General features: G+C 48.9%; 12 protein-coding genes and 3 pseudogenes. 7 read left to right on the top strand and 8 right to left on the bottom strand.

Translation table 11 applies throughout. The features are described 5' to 3' along the window. Positions 1–74 precede the first annotated feature (74 nt). Complete coding sequence (locus ATN88_RS10310) at positions 75–1,382, top strand: serine hydrolase domain-containing protein (RefSeq protein ID WP_067415109.1); 1,308 nt, start codon at positions 75–77, stop codon at positions 1,380–1,382. Positions 1,383–1,443: 61 nt separating this feature from the next. Here the strand turns inward: ATN88_RS10310 and kdsB are convergent, their stop codons facing one another. The 5 genes from kdsB to ATN88_RS10285 are packed head-to-tail and all read right to left on the bottom strand — an operon-like array spanning position 1,444 to position 7,454. Then, positions 1,444–2,196, bottom strand: a complete 753-nt coding sequence (gene kdsB, locus ATN88_RS10305) for a 3-deoxy-manno-octulosonate cytidylyltransferase (protein WP_067415106.1) — start codon at positions 2,194–2,196, stop codon at positions 1,444–1,446. Then, a complete protein-coding gene (locus tag ATN88_RS10300) occupies positions 2,196–2,378 on the bottom strand; it encodes a Trm112 family protein (RefSeq protein ID WP_067415103.1) in 183 nt (60 codons plus the stop codon). Before ATN88_RS10300 ends, kdsB begins: the two co-directional genes overlap by 1 nt. Further along, positions 2,359–3,390 carry a tetraacyldisaccharide 4'-kinase gene (gene lpxK / locus ATN88_RS10295; RefSeq protein WP_067415101.1) on the bottom strand — a complete coding sequence of 344 codons (1,032 nt, stop codon included), beginning with the start codon at positions 3,388–3,390 and terminating at the stop codon, positions 2,359–2,361. Before lpxK ends, ATN88_RS10300 begins: the two co-directional genes overlap by 20 nt. 3 nt (positions 3,391–3,393) lie before the next feature. After that, complete coding sequence (gene msbA / locus ATN88_RS10290) at positions 3,394–5,151, bottom strand: lipid A ABC transporter ATP-binding protein/permease MsbA (RefSeq protein ID WP_067415098.1); 1,758 nt, start codon at positions 5,149–5,151, stop codon at positions 3,394–3,396. Positions 5,152–5,186: 35 nt separating this feature from the next. Continuing rightward, entirely contained in the window at positions 5,187–7,454 is a 2,268-nt protein-coding gene (locus ATN88_RS10285) for a DNA internalization-related competence protein ComEC/Rec2 (RefSeq protein WP_067415095.1), read from the bottom strand. Between the two features lie 32 nt (positions 7,455–7,486). On the opposite strand from ATN88_RS10285, the gene ATN88_RS10280 reads away from it, so the two are divergent. Beyond that, entirely contained in the window at positions 7,487–8,038 is a 552-nt protein-coding gene (locus ATN88_RS10280; protein WP_067415093.1) for a DUF2062 domain-containing protein, read from the top strand. Positions 8,039–8,186: 148 nt separating this feature from the next. On the opposite strand, the gene lolE is transcribed toward ATN88_RS10280, so the two are convergent. From lolE to lolC, 3 genes and pseudogenes are all read right to left on the bottom strand, one after another. Next, positions 8,187–9,431, bottom strand: coding sequence for a lipoprotein-releasing ABC transporter permease subunit LolE (gene lolE / locus ATN88_RS10275; RefSeq protein WP_067415090.1), 1,245 nt, complete (start codon positions 9,429–9,431; stop codon positions 8,187–8,189). Then, positions 9,428–10,132: a lipoprotein-releasing ABC transporter ATP-binding protein LolD gene (gene lolD, locus ATN88_RS10270; RefSeq protein ID WP_067415086.1), complete on the bottom strand. Its 705-nt coding sequence runs from the start codon at positions 10,130–10,132 to the stop codon at positions 9,428–9,430. The genes lolE and lolD overlap by 4 nt, the downstream gene beginning before the upstream one ends. Continuing rightward, positions 10,125–11,318: pseudogene (lolC, locus tag ATN88_RS10265) on the bottom strand (lipoprotein-releasing ABC transporter permease subunit LolC). The gene lolD and the pseudogene lolC overlap by 8 nt, the downstream one beginning before the upstream one ends. A 333-nt stretch (positions 11,319–11,651) precedes the next feature. On the opposite strand from lolC, the gene ATN88_RS10260 reads away from it, so the two are divergent. The 5 genes and pseudogenes from ATN88_RS10260 (at position 11,652) to ATN88_RS10240 (ending at position 17,268) form a co-directional block, all read left to right on the top strand. After that, the gene (locus ATN88_RS10260; RefSeq protein ID WP_067415083.1) at positions 11,652–12,218 is read left to right on the top strand and encodes a PilZ domain-containing protein; all 567 of its coding nucleotides are present in this window, start codon (positions 11,652–11,654) and stop codon (positions 12,216–12,218) included. 12 nt (positions 12,219–12,230) lie between these two features. Further along, positions 12,231–15,693, top strand: a pseudogene (gene mfd / locus ATN88_RS10255) (transcription-repair coupling factor). Further along, positions 15,690–16,333, top strand: a pseudogene (locus ATN88_RS28880) (CsiV family protein). Before mfd ends, ATN88_RS28880 begins: the two co-directional pseudogenes overlap by 4 nt. Continuing rightward, complete coding sequence (locus ATN88_RS10245; RefSeq protein ID WP_083539458.1) at positions 16,267–16,644, top strand: CsiV family protein; 378 nt, start codon at positions 16,267–16,269, stop codon at positions 16,642–16,644. The pseudogene ATN88_RS28880 and the gene ATN88_RS10245 overlap by 67 nt, the downstream one beginning before the upstream one ends. Before the next feature lie 69 nt (positions 16,645–16,713). Then, a complete protein-coding gene (locus ATN88_RS10240; protein WP_067415080.1) occupies positions 16,714–17,268 on the top strand; it encodes a GNAT family N-acetyltransferase in 555 nt (184 codons plus the stop codon). Positions 17,269–17,340 lie beyond the last annotated feature (72 nt).

Raw genomic sequence — 17,340 nt, 5'->3', positions numbered from 1 at the left:
TTTGTACGAAATTTTTCCCAATCATATTCTGTGTGCAACTTAAGAGCAAACAGCGTAACAATTGGAGAGCAACGATGAAAAAGACACTGACAACAGCCGTCATAGCAATGGGCATGAGCGCAGGTGCATTTGCGGAAGCGAAGGTGGCGATGGACGCCATACCTGCCGCTCCAGAATCTCAAGTCACGCTCTCTAATTGGTCAGCGCAGCCTTACAACCATTGGAGCTTTAAAAACGCAAGCATTCTCCCAAGCCTGATGGTTCCTCGCGGCGGAGACATCACAGAAATCCCTTACGCGTTAAATAGCAAGGTACCTAACTTGGCATTTGAGTTTGAGGGTAAAAGTTACACGGTCAGGGATGCCATGGTCGGTGATGATACCGATGGCGTTGTCGTGATTAAGGACGGGAAAATCGTTTACGAAGAATACTTCAATGGTTTTGGCCCACACGATCACCATATATGGGCATCGAGCACAAAAACCTTAGTCGGTCAGGTCATGGGACTGTTAGTCGAAGAAGGTAAGGTAGACGTTAACGTTAAGGTCGAAACTTACCTTCCTGAGTTGAAAGGAACGCACTTCGGCGATAGACAAGTGCGCGACATCCTCAATATGGTATCCGCACTGGATTACAACGAAGACTATGTAAACTTCGAACCGGGCCAAATCAGCACGGAATACTTCCGTAGACTCGGGTTCGTGCCCGCTTTTGATTTGATGGCACTCGACCCAACCAAAAGTGATACACCGCGTGGCACCTTGCCATTGCTTTCCCAATTTGAGCAAACCGATGCATTTGAACCTGGATACAAATTTGAGTATCACTCACCAAACGTCGATGTCGCGGGTTGGATCATCAGTCGCGTTGAAGGCAAACCGTTACAGACGGTCATCGCTGAAAAAGTTTGGAGCAAACTGGGGGTTGAACATGATGCCTTTATGGCAGCAGATGTGGACTTCAACGCCATCGCAACCGGCGGCTTTAATACGACGTTGAGAGACTTCGCACGTGTCGGCATGGCGTTCGAAAACAATGGTCAATATAACGGCGAACAAGTGTTCTCAGAAAAATGGGTGAAAGACACCTTTGCACTAACCGATGCAGAGAAGGAACAGGTTGCGAACAGTAACTACAAAGATCCAAACAGTGCCGCGTTTGACCCATGGCTAGAAGGTTACAAAAACTATTTGTGGGTGCATGACAGTGAAAACGGCGTCGGGACTTTCCGCGGAGTGTTCGGACAACATCTCTACATTAATCAGGATAAAGATCTCGTTATTGCCACCTTCTCTTCTGCCGAGAGTGCATCAAATGCAGTTAGAGAAACGAACAAACCTCGTTTAGCCGCATTCGAGGCTATTGCTGAACAGCTCAAATAACACAAAAACAAAAGCCCCGAGTTAACTCGGGGCTTGTTTGATTTGTGCTTTCGTTTAGGACTTAGAGTGTCGCAACGATTTTTCTCACCACTTCCAAATCTTCTGGCGTATCAACACCCGCAGGTGGCACTTCGATTGCCACATCTACATGAATTTTCTCACCGTACCAAAGCACACGAAGTTGCTCTAGGCACTCAATATGCTCAATCGGACTTGGTGCCCAGTTGATGTAGGTATTGATAAAGCCAGCTCGGTAACCGTAAATACCTATGTGGCGTTTCAAGTTATGGTGAATTTCCGCAGGTGCTTTCGCGAAGTTGTCGCGATCCCAAGGGATTGTCGCGCGGCTGAAGTACAACGCATAACCGTCTTTATCAGTGACCACTTTTACGGCATTCGGGTTAAACACTTCATCAGCATGATCAATGTTGACTGCAAGCGTCGACATCGGTGCGTTTGACTTAGCAAGGTTCTCGGCTACTTGGCGAATAACCGTCGGCGGGATCAATGGCTCGTCACCTTGGACGTTAACAATGATCTCATCAGCCGACAGATTGTATTTCTCAACCACTTCCGCCAAACGCTCGGTGCCCGACTGATGATCGGCATTGGTCAGGCACACTTCACCGCCAAACGCATTAGCCGCATCAACAATACGTTGGTCATCAGTTGCAATGATGACCTTGTCTGCGCCTGATTTCAGTGACTGTTCGTAAACCCATTGGATCATTGGCTTACCGCCAATATCCACCAAAGGTTTCGCTGGCAAACGACTCGACGCGTAACGCGCCGGGATCACTACCGTGAATTTCATTATTGGTTAACCTCGTCAGATGACATCTCACGCGCTTCCGTGGTCAGCATCACTGGAATGCCTTCGCGGATCGGATAGGCCAAGCGGTCGAATTTGCAGACTAGTTCGTTGTTTTCTTTGTTGTAGTTCAGTTTTCCCTTACATGCAGGGCAAGCAACGATTTCAAGCAGTCGGTGATCCATATCCATCCTTCACTTTCAAAATTGTATTTATCATTTGGGTAGCCGCCTCATCGCTAAAGTGCGCATCAACCGGCAGGTACCACCAATTCTCTATGTTTGGGTGTTGCTGAACAAAACGTCGGCATTTCACCGCGTCTTTTTCTGTCATCAGCAAGTGTTGGCCTTTGTTCGCCAGAGCCTCTAACTGAGTAAACTCGAACGCCTTGTGATCCGCAAAAGGCTCACAATGGACTGGAGATACACCCAAGCTTTCCAGCGTATTAAAAAATCGCTGAGGATTTCCAATACCCGCCATAGCAACGGCGTCGTTCAATGCACTCGCGAGCACTTTTTCGCCCGTCTTTATGTTAACCAATTCACTGGGTTTCAAGCACATCGCTAACTCACCGCTTTGCACCTCACCACCGTTGCACACGATGAAGTCCACGCTGTCTAAACGGTCAGTTTGTTCACGCAAAGGTCCAAACGGCATGTAATGTTCATTTCCGAAACGGCGCTCGCCGTCCACGATCACGAACTCAATGTCTCTATCGAGCTTGTAATGCTGCAGGCCATCGTCGGTAATGATGATATCCACACCCAGAGGAAGCAGGGCTTTTACGGCTTCACTTCTAACTGGCGATATCGCAACTGGCGCACCAGTGCGCTGAAAAATCAGAACGGGTTCATCACCCGCTTCTTCAGTGCTGGTCGTGTCATCAAGCACAAAGGGATAAGAATCCGCTTTGCCGCCATAACCACGCGATACCACACCCGGATTCAATCCCTGCGCTTTTAGCTGTTCTACCAGCCAAATCACCACGGGCGTTTTGCCGTTGCCACCAACAGTGATATTGCCAACAACAATCACAGGCACAGGTGCGCGATAGCTTTCGCTTTTGCCATCCAGAAAGGCCTGACGGCGTTTTCGCGCAATGGCACCAAACAGTTTGCTAAGTGGCCACAAAAGTGGCGCACTGACCAAGCCTAGCGGGTGGTTTTCAAACCAGATTTTTTCAATCAAACCCGCCAATGCTTACTCTCCGAACTGAATGCGGTAAAGCTGTGCGTATGCGCCATCTTTTGCCATCAAGCTATCGTGGTCGCCTCGCTCAACAATCTCACCTTCGTCAACCACCAAGATTTGATCGGCTTTCTCGATGGTAGACAGACGGTGTGCAATAACCAGCACAGTACGGTCTTTTTGCAATTCATCCAACGCAGCTTGGATTGCACGTTCTGACTCGGTATCCAATGCTGACGTTGCTTCGTCAAGAATAAGTACCGGCGCATCACGCAGCAATGCACGTGCAATCGCGATACGCTGACGTTGACCGCCCGACAAGCTCACACCGTTCTCTCCAATCACGGTGTCGAAGCCGTTATCCATTTCTCGGATAAAGTCTGCGGCATACGCCAATTCCGCCGCACGTTCAATTTGCTCGCGGGTGTAATCTTCTGTCGCCGCGTAAGCAATATTGTTGGCAATGGTGTCGTTAAACAGGTGCACGTTCTGAGAAACAATCGCGACGTGGGTGCGCAGGTTGCTCAGGGTGTACTCTTCGATATTTGTACCATCAATGGTGATTGCACCACTGTCGATGTCATAAAAACGCGTCAGCAAGTTAGCAATCGTACTCTTACCCGAGCCCGAGCGGCCAACCAATGCCAAGGTCTGCCCTGCTGGCAGATCAAACGTCACGCGGTTCAATGCTGGCGTGTCTTTGGTTGGGTAGGTAAATACAACATCGTTCACTTTGATGTCGCCTTTCACACGCTCAATCTCAGCCTTGCCGTTGTCTTTCTCGGTTTCCATTTCCATCAGCTCAAACAAGCTGTTACACGCAGCCATACCGCGCTGGAACTGAGAGGTCACGTTGGTCAGTGCTTTCAATGGGCGCATCAGACCAAACATGGCACCGAATACGACAGCAAAGGTACCCGCAGTCAACTCACTGCGAATCGCGTCTGTGTTTGCCAGCATCAGTACAACCACCAATGCAAACGAGGCGATCAGCTGAATAACCGGGTTAGCAATCGCCTGGGCAGAAACCAGCTTCATCGTCTGCTGACGCATGCGGTTGCTGACATCTTCAAAACGTTTCTTTTCAACGTCCTGACCGCCAAAGCTCAACACCACTTTGTGACCTTTCAGCATTTGTTCAGCCGATGTCGTCACAGAGCCCATGGCTTCTTGCATGTTTGACGAAATCTTACGGAAACGCTTGGAAACCACACGAATTGCAATCGCAACGATTGGCGCGATGATCAGCAGGATCGCAGAAAGCTCCCAGCTGTAGTAGAACATCAACGCCATCAGACCGATGATTGACGCACCTTCACGCACCAGGCTAACTAAAGCACCGCTGGTTGCGTTCGCGACTTGTTCTGAATCATAAGTAATGCGAGATAGCAGCGCGCCAGACGATTCTTTATCGAAGAAGCTTACTGGCATCTGCATAAAGTGGTTGAACATGCGGCGACGCATCACCATCACCACTTTACCTGACACCCAAGATAGGCCATAGGCGGAAACAAAACTGGAGATACCACGCACTGTCATCAGCAATACGAGGTACAAAGGCATCCACTTGAGGAAATCACTGTCAACGCTGTCGTAGGTGAAACCTTCATCGAGCAAAGGTTTGATCATGGAAAGCATGAGCGTATCGCTGGCCGCGTTTACAACCAAAGCGATGATGGCAACCACCAAACCTAGCTTGTAATCCGTAATGTAAGGCCAAAGCTTTTTAAAGGTTTCCCAGGTGGTTCTATCTTGATAATTTGATGACATTTTATTTGCTTATATTTCTGCAATTAGCGGGCATTCTACTCTTTTCTTGTAGGGGCTCCAAACATCTTGCGGTACCAAAACGGCTCCTGATGTTGTCTCTGACTACTTAATCGCCAACCCCTGTCTGAGAAATGCACTGATATCTGCCCAGATTCAATGGTGTCGTACCATGCAATACCCAACTCACGATACCGTTCGACAACCGCTTTGTTTGGCAAGTTCCAAGGTGTATACCTTCCTGCAGAGGCAATCGCCACGTCGGGATTGACCGCAGTCAGAAAGTCCGAGGAAGATGAGGATTTACTGCCATGATGTGGTACCAATAGCACCGTCGACGAAACCTTCGCGTCATCCTGAAGAAGCTCCATTTCCCCTTTCTCCGGCAAATCACCCGTTAACAATACAGAGTGCAAACCGTCAGAGACACGAACCACACAGGAGTCTTCATTTCTTGCCCTTTCCACTAATCGATTGGGATGCAACACTTCAAATTCAAGCCCTTGCCACGTCCAACGCTCGCCTTTGACACAGGCTAAATACGCCGCCTTGTTTTCAGAGCTTCTTACCCAATCTAGAGAATAGCGGTCAACAATCCACACTTCCCCACCCGAATGGTCATTGTCTCCATGACTGATGATCATTCCCGACAAAATAAGACCACGTTTATCGAGTACGGGCTTTAAGACCAATTGCGCCATGTTGCCATTTTTCCACGCTGCACCCGTGTCATAAACAACGGCTTTCCCGTCTTTTTCTATCAACACGGACAGACCATGACCGACATCCAATACGGATGCACGCCATGCCGATTTATCAACGGGCTTAAGCAGATTAACGGCAATCGCCACGAGCAAGCTCGCCTTCAATACCTTTACCGATTTGAGAGGCGTAATCAGCAGCACAAGTGCCAAGCCCCAGATTAATACAGGCAATACCATCGACATGTCTGATGGAGACAGCCATCCGATATCGAACATTTCCAGCATTGTCATTACGGGTAAAAGTGACCAGTCGGCGAGTTGCCAGAACCCAAAATCCATATGCAGTGCCGAGCTGAGTATTGCCAAAAGAATGGCAGGCACAGTCACAAAACTCACCAAAGGGACGGCAATGATGTTTAGTGCAAAGGCCGGCACGCTCACGCCACCAAACCATAGCCAAGTGATGGGCAACATACCCACCATGAGGTATGCCTGAATGCGGAGCAATTGGAAAATGAATCCCTTCACTTCAAGCCGCTTTGGTTGCCCGATTTTGTCTGACTTGGTACTAAAAGAGACAGACACACAGAGAATGGTGACCGCGCCAAATGACAACCAAAAACTAGCAGAGAACACCGACAGCGGATCGAAAATGAGCACCACTGCCAACACAATCAGCAAGGCTTCAAACACATTGAAACGCGCACCGAACATTCGAATGCCCGAAGCCACGAAAAGCGCAAATAAAGCACGTTGAGCAGTCAGGGAAAAACCAGCAAGCCAAGCATAAGCGATTGCAGCTAACATACCCGCGATTAAAGGGAGCCAAAGACATTGGTCTGAACGAAACAGCAACGGCACAATTATTTTTGTGACAGCGTAACCAAACAGAAATGCCAAACCGATATGAAGGCCAGATATCGCGAGTAGGTGCCCTAACCCGGTGTTTCTTAACCGCGACCAATCTTCATTTGTCAGCATGTTTCTTTCACCGAAAGTCAATGCAATCAGAAATCGTGCCGACGGAAGGTTTTCAGTCTCGACAATGACCTTGTTCAGCAGCCGTTGTCTGGTAGATTGGGTATCACGTGTTCGCTCAGCTTCTCGAAGAGAGCCCTTGGCATGGATATGTTTTGAAAGGAAATAGACCTCAGCATCAAACCCGGCTTCGTTGACACGGCCATAAGGTTCTCTGAGGCGAACGTTTAGCTTCCAACGTTCTCCTTGTTTGGGTGGCTCATCCCAGCGCCAATAAATCCGGGCACGAAAGCGTTCAAAAACGTTCAGTTTTCGTCCATCAACCGTGTCCACATCAAAGATTACGTTTGTTTGCAGATTTTGCGTTGTAAAAAGGCTGCCAACTTTCCCCTCTATGGTAGTATCGTGTGCCACTGTTAAGGCGGAATTTGTTTTGAAAAGAAATAAAGCCGCTGCACTGTATGCAATCAGGCCGCCCACGGTGAGACCCATTGCAAATGCTGGAAGGCATTTACGCAGCAAGAAAAGGATGACGCCAACCGGAAGCAACGCACTTAACGGCGGTAACTCCGGCCACCATTTAAGCGACACAATAGCAACAACGATACCCAGCAGTATCTTCATGCTGGTATTGAACCCGAAAGAACTGAAGACTTATGCCTAAAAAAATAATTAAAAAATATTTGCCGAAGCATGACGTCATTCGCAAGCAGAAAGCACTGGCAGTGTTCGGCAACTTGCTTTACGACCCGAACCTCTGGTGTTTGAACCGTCGTTCGGCGTCGGGCGCATTTGCAGTTGGCTTGTTCATGGCATTTGTGCCGCTCCCAAGTCAGATGATCATGGCTGCCGGTCTGGCAATCATGTTTGGCGTTAACTTGCCTCTGTCTGTCGCTTTGGTGTGGATCACTAACCCAATCACTATGCCCGTCATCTTTTACGGTGCGTACAAGCTGGGGGCGTTTTTGATGGGAACGCCGGAACACCATTTCCATTTTGAACTGACATGGGAGTTCCTGTTTAATCAAATGAGCCAAATCGGCCCTCCATTCCTCTTGGGCTGTTTCGTATGTAGCATTATTTTCGGTTTGATTGGCTACTTTGGCTGTCGCGGTGTCTGGCGCTACTCCGTGGTGAGAAGCTGGCAAAAACGCCGCCTCCGCATACCAAAAATCAAAGTGCTTAAAAGAAAGAATTCTGAAGACTAAAAAAATACCCCGCCCAAGCGGGGTATTTTTTTATTTGTTGTCAGCATGCGAGAGGTTTGGCATGCAACAAACGAGGAATGTAATTCGCGAGTTTGTTAATCAGGCTTCCAGTCACGTTCTGTGCACTCGACGCCCGCTTCGCTTCTAATTACTTCGCACTCAATACAGCAGCAGGCTGAAGCTTGCACGCACGTTGGGAAGGATACCAAGTCGCTATCAAACTCAACACGATAGCAGTGCCTGACACCATGAAAACATCGGACAAATGCAGTGCTGTTGGCAGGAAGTCGACAAAGTAGATGTCCCCGGAAAGGAATTGATGCCCAGTCAACTTTTCAATCACACCGACGATCTCGGTCAGATTCAACGCGATGAAACTGCCCGCTATTGAACCAATAACACTGCCAAGCAAACCCGATAGTAAGCCATGCCAAACAAAGATTGCTCGGATCAACCCGTCTTTCGCACCCATGGTGCGCAGAACGGCAATGTCGCCTGCTCTGTCTTTCACGGCCATCATCAGGGTGGAGACAATGTTAAAACACGCCACACCAATCACCAGCACCATCACGATGTAAACAATCGCGCGTACCATCTGAATATCGCGATAAAGGAAGCCGTATTCTTGGGTCCAGTTTTTGAGGTAAACGTACTCTTTCAGCGTGTAGCCTACTTCGCGCACCACAGCTCTGGCATTGAGTGGCTCTTTCAATTTCAGCGCAACACCTGAAACCGCGTCACCCATGTTTTGATAAGCCTGTGCATCTGCAAGCGGTACCAATGCTAATCCATGGTCTACTTGACCTCCCAAGCTCAAAATACCCGTGACTTGGAGACGAATACGTTTCGGCGCGCGCAGTTTCAGCTCTGGATCTGGCGAGGGCACCATCACTGTTAACCAGTCACCCACTTTTACGCCCAGTGCATCTGCAATGCCTTTGCCCAGCACCACTGCGCTTTTGCCCTGCTCCAACGTTTTCCAACCGTCACCCAACACATAATCGCTAATGCTACTGACGCGTTTCTCTGCATCAGGGTCAATACCACGAATTTGAACCGGCTTTAGATTTGCGCCTTTCTCCAACAGCCCCGTGAAGGTGACATACGGTGCGCCAGCAACCACGTTCACATTCTGCTCCGCGGTTTTTTGCATATCTCGCCACGTTGACACTGGTGCTTCAACGCCTTCCAATTGTGCGTGAGGAATAACGGAAAGCACGCGGTTTTCAAGCTCACGCTCAAAACCGTTCATGGCAGACAAGCCAATAATAATCACCATCACGCCAACGGAAATGCCAATCATCGAAGACATCGAGATAAATGACACCAGCTTGTTGCGATGCTTGGCCTTGCTGAATCGTCGCCCAATAAAAAGCGATAACGAATGCATCATGACGGCATAGCCTCTTGCGCTTTCGTTTCAACGAACTGACCATCCAGCATAGAAAGCTGGCGATCCATTTTGCCCGCCAACTCTTTATCGTGAGTGACGACCAAGAAAGCAGTATTGAATTCACGATTCAGCGTACGCATCAAATCGTAAATATCGAGTGCGGTTTTATGATCTAGGTTACCGGTTGGTTCATCCGCCAACACTAAAGATGGTCGGTTAACTACAGCGCGCGCAATCGCAACACGTTGTCTCTCACCACCAGATAACTCTGATGGACGATGCTCTGCACGATGCGCCATCCCCACGGCTTTAAGCATATCTAGCGCGCGAGCTTTGGCTTCTGCTGGTTTTTCACCACCGATAAGAAGTGGCATTGCCACGTTTTCCACTGCCGTGAAATCTGCCAGCAGATGGTGGAACTGATAAATAAACCCGATGTGCTGATTGCGCAGTGTCGCTTGTTCAGAAGCACGCATGTTCACCACATCTTTACCGTCAAACGACACTTCGCCTTCGGTGAGCGTATCTAGCGCACCAAGGATGTGAAGAAGTGTACTTTTACCCGAACCAGAAGCGCCAACAATCGCTACAAGCTCGCCAGACTCGATAGAGAATGACACGCCTTTGAGCACTTCGGTCGTGAGCTCACCTTCTTGGTAAGTTTTTCTAACATTTGAACACGATAACAAAGCGTTACTCATAGCGAAGAGCCTCTGCAGGGCGAACAGATGCCGCCTTTAACGATGGGAAAAGCGTGGCAAGCAAACTCAATACAATTGCACCGAATACCACTGTGAAAACTTCATCAATACCGAGCGAAACTGGCAACGCTAGCCCGCCACCCAGCAAACTCAAATTCAATAATTGCATGACTTCATTGATGTTTAACGCCAGCACACTACCCGCGATACCACCAAGAACCGCACCAATAACACCGCTACTCGCACCTTGAACCACGAATACGAGCACAATACTTCTGTGAGTCATGCCCTGCGTTTTAAGAATGGCGACTTCAGATTGCTTCTCCATCACCACCATAATCAGCGCAGAAATGATGTTGAACGCTGCCACCAGAATAATCAGACCCAGCATCAGTGCCATCATGTTCTTTTCCATCTTCACAGCTTGGAAAAGCTCACCACGAAGCTCACGCCAATCTGACCACTCATAGCCCATGGATTCGGCTACTTTCTCTAGCTTTGGCACATCAAACGGTTCGTCGACGAACAGACGTAAATCAGCAGGTTGAGAGCGAGGAAGGCGCATCAAGCGGGAAACATCATTGAGGTTGGCATACATTAACTGACCATCCACATCTGTGGCTGTGTCATAAATGCCGGCAACGGTGAAATTACGCTGAGAAGGAATGCGCCCAACTGGCGTGAATTGGCTGGCACTGGTGATCATCACGCGAACTTTGTCGCCGACCGAAACGTCCAAATCACTGGCTGTTTTTCTGCCGATGACCAGTTTGTAGCTTCCCGGTGTAAGTTGCTCATCGCCCCTCTCACCATGTACTGTTTCATTGGTTCGCGACTATCAGGGCTAATGCCTAAGAGCTTACCTGCACCAATCGCAACAGGGCTTTGTACAATGGCATCTGTGCTGACGATAGGCGCGGTTCCCGTTACGCCATCTAACTGGCTTAGTATTCACATCAGGCGCGTGATCAGGTGTTCCGGCGACAACCGCTTGGGGCAACACACCAAGAATGCGATGCTTAAGCTGACCTTCAAAACCATTCATCACCGACAGCACAGTGATCAAAGCCATCACGCCAATCGTAATGCCAGCCGTAGACATGTAGGAGACAAAGCGGCCAAACTTGTCGCCGGAGCGCCCTTTTAAATAGCGCAATCCAATAAACACCGGTAACGGGTGAAACATAGTTGTTGTTCTCAAAAACTCGTTAGACTGTGTAAGCCTCAAAGGGCGATGTCCTTTACACAGTAAGGGCTGTGCCAAGAATACCTTTTAGGTTTCGTGATTGCCACGAAAGGGCTCTGATTCTCCCTGCTTTAGGCGGCTTTTACGTCAATTTGTTCCTTTTCTTTTCAAATTGTTGCGCGATAGATGAACTTTTATCCGATCCATCCCTGTCTATCAGATAACACGTACGCACATTTTGTTACCGTGACTTAGAGAGACAGGTGAAAGTGAGGTTGAGGAATCGCGGGTAGTGCGTGATAATCAACAGATTACAAAGCAATAGGCATGATAATGAGTCAGGACGAATACTTTTCCGTACATGCGCACTTAAAAATAAACGTTGAGGTACTCGGTGAAACCGAGCACGTACCTTCTGACGTTGAATTTGGACGTGAAATCCCCCTCGCCTTTCGTATTGCCAGCCAATGCGGAGACTTGGACAACTCTGTCGAAAAAGAAATCCAGGTGCTTGCACACGAAGACGGACACGCACTCGCGAAGTTTCTTCAAGCACAGAACGAGAAAATTAACCTGTTGCTTGGCTTCATGCTGTCACAACAAGACGACCCAACAATTCGTTATCAAACCGAAACCTTCGGTGCCAGCAGTCTCACTTTCATTGCAAAACAAGCCTTTCAGAAAGGGCAACATGTTCGCCTAAAACTCTTTCTTGAGAACCCACCCTCAGCGATTTACTGCTACGGTAGCGTATACGGCTGTAAAGAGAAAAATGGTAAGTATGCGGTCGGCGTGAAATACATTCGTCTGCAAGAAGATGACAGAGATGTATTGATCCGTGCCGCGTTACATCAACAGCAAAAACTACTGCGTCAACGCGCACTGGAAAGAAATAACTAAGCCTCAATTTAGATGACAGACAACCTTCTTTTTAATCTGCCCGCTCCAGAAAAGGCGGGCGACACGCGTGTGGTAGCCAATCTTCTTGGTGCTTCGCTGTCTCTCACCATTGCAAGCCTTGCCAATCAGCAACAACGCTTCATTTTACTGGTGGTTCCAGACAACCAAACTGCACTCAAACTAAAACCAGAAATCCAGCAGTTTACACAACGCGAATGCCATGTTTTCCCTGACTGGGAAACACTGCCTTACGATAACTTCTCACCGCACCAAGACATCATCTCAGACCGTATTGCTCGCCTGTATCAACTGCCTCAACAGAAATCAGGCATTTTGATTGTGCCAGCCAGCACTTTGATGCAGCGCGTGATGCCGCGTTCTTTCTTGCTTCAGCATGCATTGATCGTCAAAAAAGGCGACCGACTGTCGCTTGAAAAGCTGCGTCACCAACTGGAAGTGTCCGGCTATCGCCATGTTGATCAGGTTATCGAACACGGCGAGTACGCCAGCCGTGGCTCCATCATTGATTTGTTCCCTATGGGTTCAAACCAACCGTATCGCATCGATTTCTTTGATGACGAAGTCGATACCATCCGCGAGTTCGATCCTGAGAACCAGCGTTCGGTGCAAGAGTTGGATCAGATCAATCTGCTACCAGCCCATGAATTCCCAACGGATGATGACGCGGTTGAATCTTTCCGTGGTCGCTGGCGTGAGCGTTTTGAGGCACGACGCGAGCCTGAATCCATCTATCAACAAGTCTCCAAGAAGACATGGCCATCAGGCATAGAATACTGGCAGCCTTTGTTCTTCAATGAAACGGAAACCTTGTTTGATTACCTGCCAGATAACACGCTTTTAGTGGTAAAAGGCGATATCGAGTCTGCTGCCAATCAGTTTCTCGCGGATGCGGATTACCGCTACGATCAGCGCCGCGTTGACCCACTGCGTCCGTTGCTGCCACCGAATGAGATCTGGCAGAACATTGACGAGTTATTTGGCCACTTTAAAGCCTATCCGCGCGTAAAACTGTCTCTGAAGCCTGACGAAGATAAGGCTGGCCGTCAAAATGCCCTGTTTCTTTACTACCTGAGTTGACGATCAACCAACAACTCAAGGAGCCGTTAGGCGCACTGCGTCAATTCACGGAAGGGTTTAGCGGTAAAGTTGTCTTCTCCGTGGAAACAGAAGGTCGTCGCGAAGCCATGCTTGATTTGCTGGCACGCATCAAAATTCGTCCTATGGTTTGTGATTCGCTGGATGAAGCACTAAATAGCCCAACACAACATTCGTTGGTTGTCGGCCCTGCGGAAGTCGGCTTTGTTTGTGAATCTCCGAACTTCGCGCTGATTTGTGAAACCAACTTGCTGGGTGCACGCGTTGTTCAACAGCGCCGTCGAGACAACAAAAAAGCGGCAAGCAATAGCGATACGCTCATTCGTAACCTTGCAGAGCTGCAAACCGGACAGCCCGTGGTGCATTTGGAGCACGGTGTTGGTCGCTACTTGGGTCTGCAAACACTCGAAGCCGGCGGTATTGAAACCGAATACGTGACCTTGGAATACCAACAAGGCGCGAAGCTATATGTCCCTGTTGCCTCATTGCATTTGATTAGCCGCTACAGTGGCGGTGCAGAAGAATCTGCACCATTACACCGTTTAGGCGGCGAAGCGTGGGAAAAAGCACGTAAGAAAGCTGCAGAGAAAGTTCGCGACGTGGCCGCTGAACTTCTCGACGTGTATGCCAAACGCGCAACCAAACCGGGCTTTGCATTCAAACATGACCGTGAAGCTACTTGGACTTCTGCTCTGGCTTCCCGTTTGAGGAAACACCAGACCAAATCCAAGCGATCAATGCCGTGCTGTCAGACATGTGTCAGCCAATCGCGATGGACCGTTTGGTATGTGGTGACGTGGGCTTTGGTAAAACAGAAGTGGCAATGCGTGCCACCTTCCTTGCTGCCAATAACAGCAAGCAAGTGGCGGTGCTGGTGCCGACTACCCTGCTGGCTCAACAGCATTTTGAGAATTTCCGAGACCGCTTTGCCAATCAGCCAGTGCGTGTGGAAGTGCTCTCTCGCTTTAAGTCCGCGAAAGAGCAAAAGCAAATTCTGGCCGATTGCGCTGAAGGCAAAGTCGACATTCTGATTGGCACACACAAACTGCTTCAAAGTGATGTCAAATTCAAAGACCTTGGCTTGCTCATCGTTGATGAAGAGCACCGTTTTGGTGTCCGTCAGAAAGAGAAAGTAAAAGCCATGCGCGCGGATGTAGACATCCTAACGCTAACCGCAACGCCAATTCCGCGAACATTGAACATGGCGATGAGCGGTATGCGTGATTTGTCGATCATCGCGACACCGCCGTCTCGTCGTTTGGCAATCAAAACCTTTGTTCGCGAACGTGAGAAGAACCTCATCCGCGAAGCCATGCTGCGTGAAATCATGCGTGGTGGACAGGTTTACTTCCTGCACAATGACATCGACAGCATCGAGAAAACCGCTGATGAGCTTGCTGAGCTGGTACCTGAGGCGCGTATTACTGTGGGACATGGCCAAATGCGTGAACGCGAGTTGGAACGCATCATGTCAGATTTCTACCACCAGCGTTTTAACGTCTTGGTGTGTACGACAATCATCGAAACAGGTATCGACGTTCCAACGGCGAATACCATCATCATGGATCGCGCCGACCATCTTGGTCTGGCGCAGTTGCACCAGCTTCGTGGTCGCGTGGGTCGTTCTCACCACCAAGCCTATGCATACTTGCTAACGCCACATCCAAAACGCATGACCAAAGATGCCATCAAGCGTCTGGACGCCATAGCGTCATTGGAAGATTTGGGCGCGGGTTTCACGCTTGCAACGCATGACTTGGAAATCCGTGGTGCGGGTGAATTGCTGGGCGAAGAACAGAGCGGTCAAATTCAGTCTGTGGGCTTCACGCTTTACATGGAAATGCTTGAACAGGCTGTTGAGGCACTGAAAGAAGGCAAAGAGCCATCGCTCGAAGACCTGCTTAACCAGCAAACCGATGTTGAGCTTCGTCTCCCTGCCCTGTTGCCAGACAGCTATATTCCTGACATTAACACCCGCTTGTCGCTTTATAAGCGTGTTGCAGGGGCGAAAACGCAAGACGACATTGAAGAGCTGCGTGTAGAGTTGATAGACCGCTTTGGCTTATTGCCAGATGCCGCATCAAATCTGCTCAAGGTGCAGCAAATCAAACTGGATGCCGCCAAACTTGGCGTTCGTAAGATTGATGCTCATGATCGAGGCGGTGTGATCGAATTTAATCAAAATGCCCAAATTGATCCCGGCTTCTTGGTGGGTCTGTTACAATCCCATCCAAGTCGCTATCGCTTTGACGGTCCAACCAAGCTAAAAATTGTCGAATCTCTCACGGATCGTAGAGATAGAGTGGCCTTCATCGAAACACTACTAGACGACTTTGCTAATAATTTGTTGGTTGCGTGATTGAACGCAACCAAGTTTTAATACGGAGTAATGCTTTGAAAAAGCTGATTTTCCTGCTGCTGTGCACGCTTAGCTTGCCTACGAAGGCTGAGCGCTGGTTTGATGTGGAAGTGATTGTGTTCAAACGCAATCAAGATCCCGCCTCTGTTACAGAGAAATGGCCTGAAACTCAACCAAACATCAATCTATCCAATGCTGTTTCAGTGTTTGATGCCACGTCTCTCCAAGCGCAAGGTCTTACTTTGCTGCCTCAAAGCCAGTGGAAACTCAATTCTGAATATCAAAAGCTTGCTAACCATGCAGCTTTAAGCCTTTGGTTCATGTGGCATGGCGCCAAAACGATGGTGGTCGTGGCGTAATGCCTAAACTGCGTTTCACTGCAGGCCAAGACTATGGCAATGATTACTACTTAGATGGTACGCCAAAAGATGCGCCGTCTGTGATTGCTCAGCCTAATCTGAATACCATCAACGCAGCGGCAGACACCACGCTACTGCTACTGTCGACCCTGCAACAGGCACTATCGTACCAACGCCACTTGTTGCCCCAGAGCCAGCCAAAGAAAGTGGCCCAATGTATGAACTGGACGGGTTCATCCGCGTTTACGTTCAGCATTACCTGTTCATTGAGACAGATTTAGTGCTTCGTGAACCTGGCGAGCGCAAGGTACTTAAAGACGTGAACGCCGTACCTGTTCCACTGGAAAATCAAACGGACACTGAAACCGACAGTCTGCTGAGCAACAACACGCAAGTAACCTCAACAACCGAAGGCAACACAGTAACCGGCCTTCAAAAGCTTGAGCGCGAATACGAAGTAGAGAAATATCTCGAACCTTACGTGTTGAAGCAAAAACGACGTATGCGCAGTGGTGAAGTGCACTATCTTGACCACCCGCTGATGGGTTTGATTATTCAAGTTACCCGCGTCGAAAAAGACGAAAATGCCTAAATAAATCGCCCTCACTTGAGGGCGTTTTTTCTTAATATAGTTTTATACCCAAAAGCATTTACCTTCCTTATGCAGTCAAATTTAGAGTTTCAAACAGATCGCTTGTTACTGCGCGCTTTAAAGCGTGTCGACATTACACCGCTTCGTGATGCTATCAGTGAATCCGCTGACACCATTTCGCCTTGGCTAGACTGGTGCCATGAAGATTTTGATGACATGGATGCAGACGCTTGGATTAATCGAAGCCGCCAAGGGTGGCTGACAGGCAGCAGCTATGAATTAGCCGCATTCGAGTTGGACAGTGGTGAGTTCGTTGGCTGTGTTTACATCTCAAGCATTGACTCTGTCGCTAACATGGCCAATTTAGGGTATTGGACCGCGACGAAATTCCAAGGTAGAGGATATGCTCTGGAAGCCGCAGAAATGGCGGCCACGCTGGCTTTTAGCCACCTACTCCTCACTAGACTGGAATTGGTGATGGACCCCGCCAACACCGCAAGCATCCGCATTGCTGAAAAGCTTAGAGCGACGTTTGAGTGCCGAGCGCGCAACCGCTATATGTATGATGGTGAAGCAAAAGAAGGGTTAGTGTACAGCCTGATCCCAGAAGATATTCTTTGTTAAATCCTTCCGAACGTGGCAGGTTTTTTCTGCCACTTAGACAAAAAGACACGCATTTTTAGCTTGCCCTCTCTC

This window comes from Enterovibrio coralii (genome assembly GCF_001559595.1).
Classification (GTDB): Bacteria; Pseudomonadota; Gammaproteobacteria; order Enterobacterales; family Vibrionaceae; genus Enterovibrio; species Enterovibrio coralii.
This window is presented reverse-complemented; position numbering and strand designations above follow the sequence as displayed.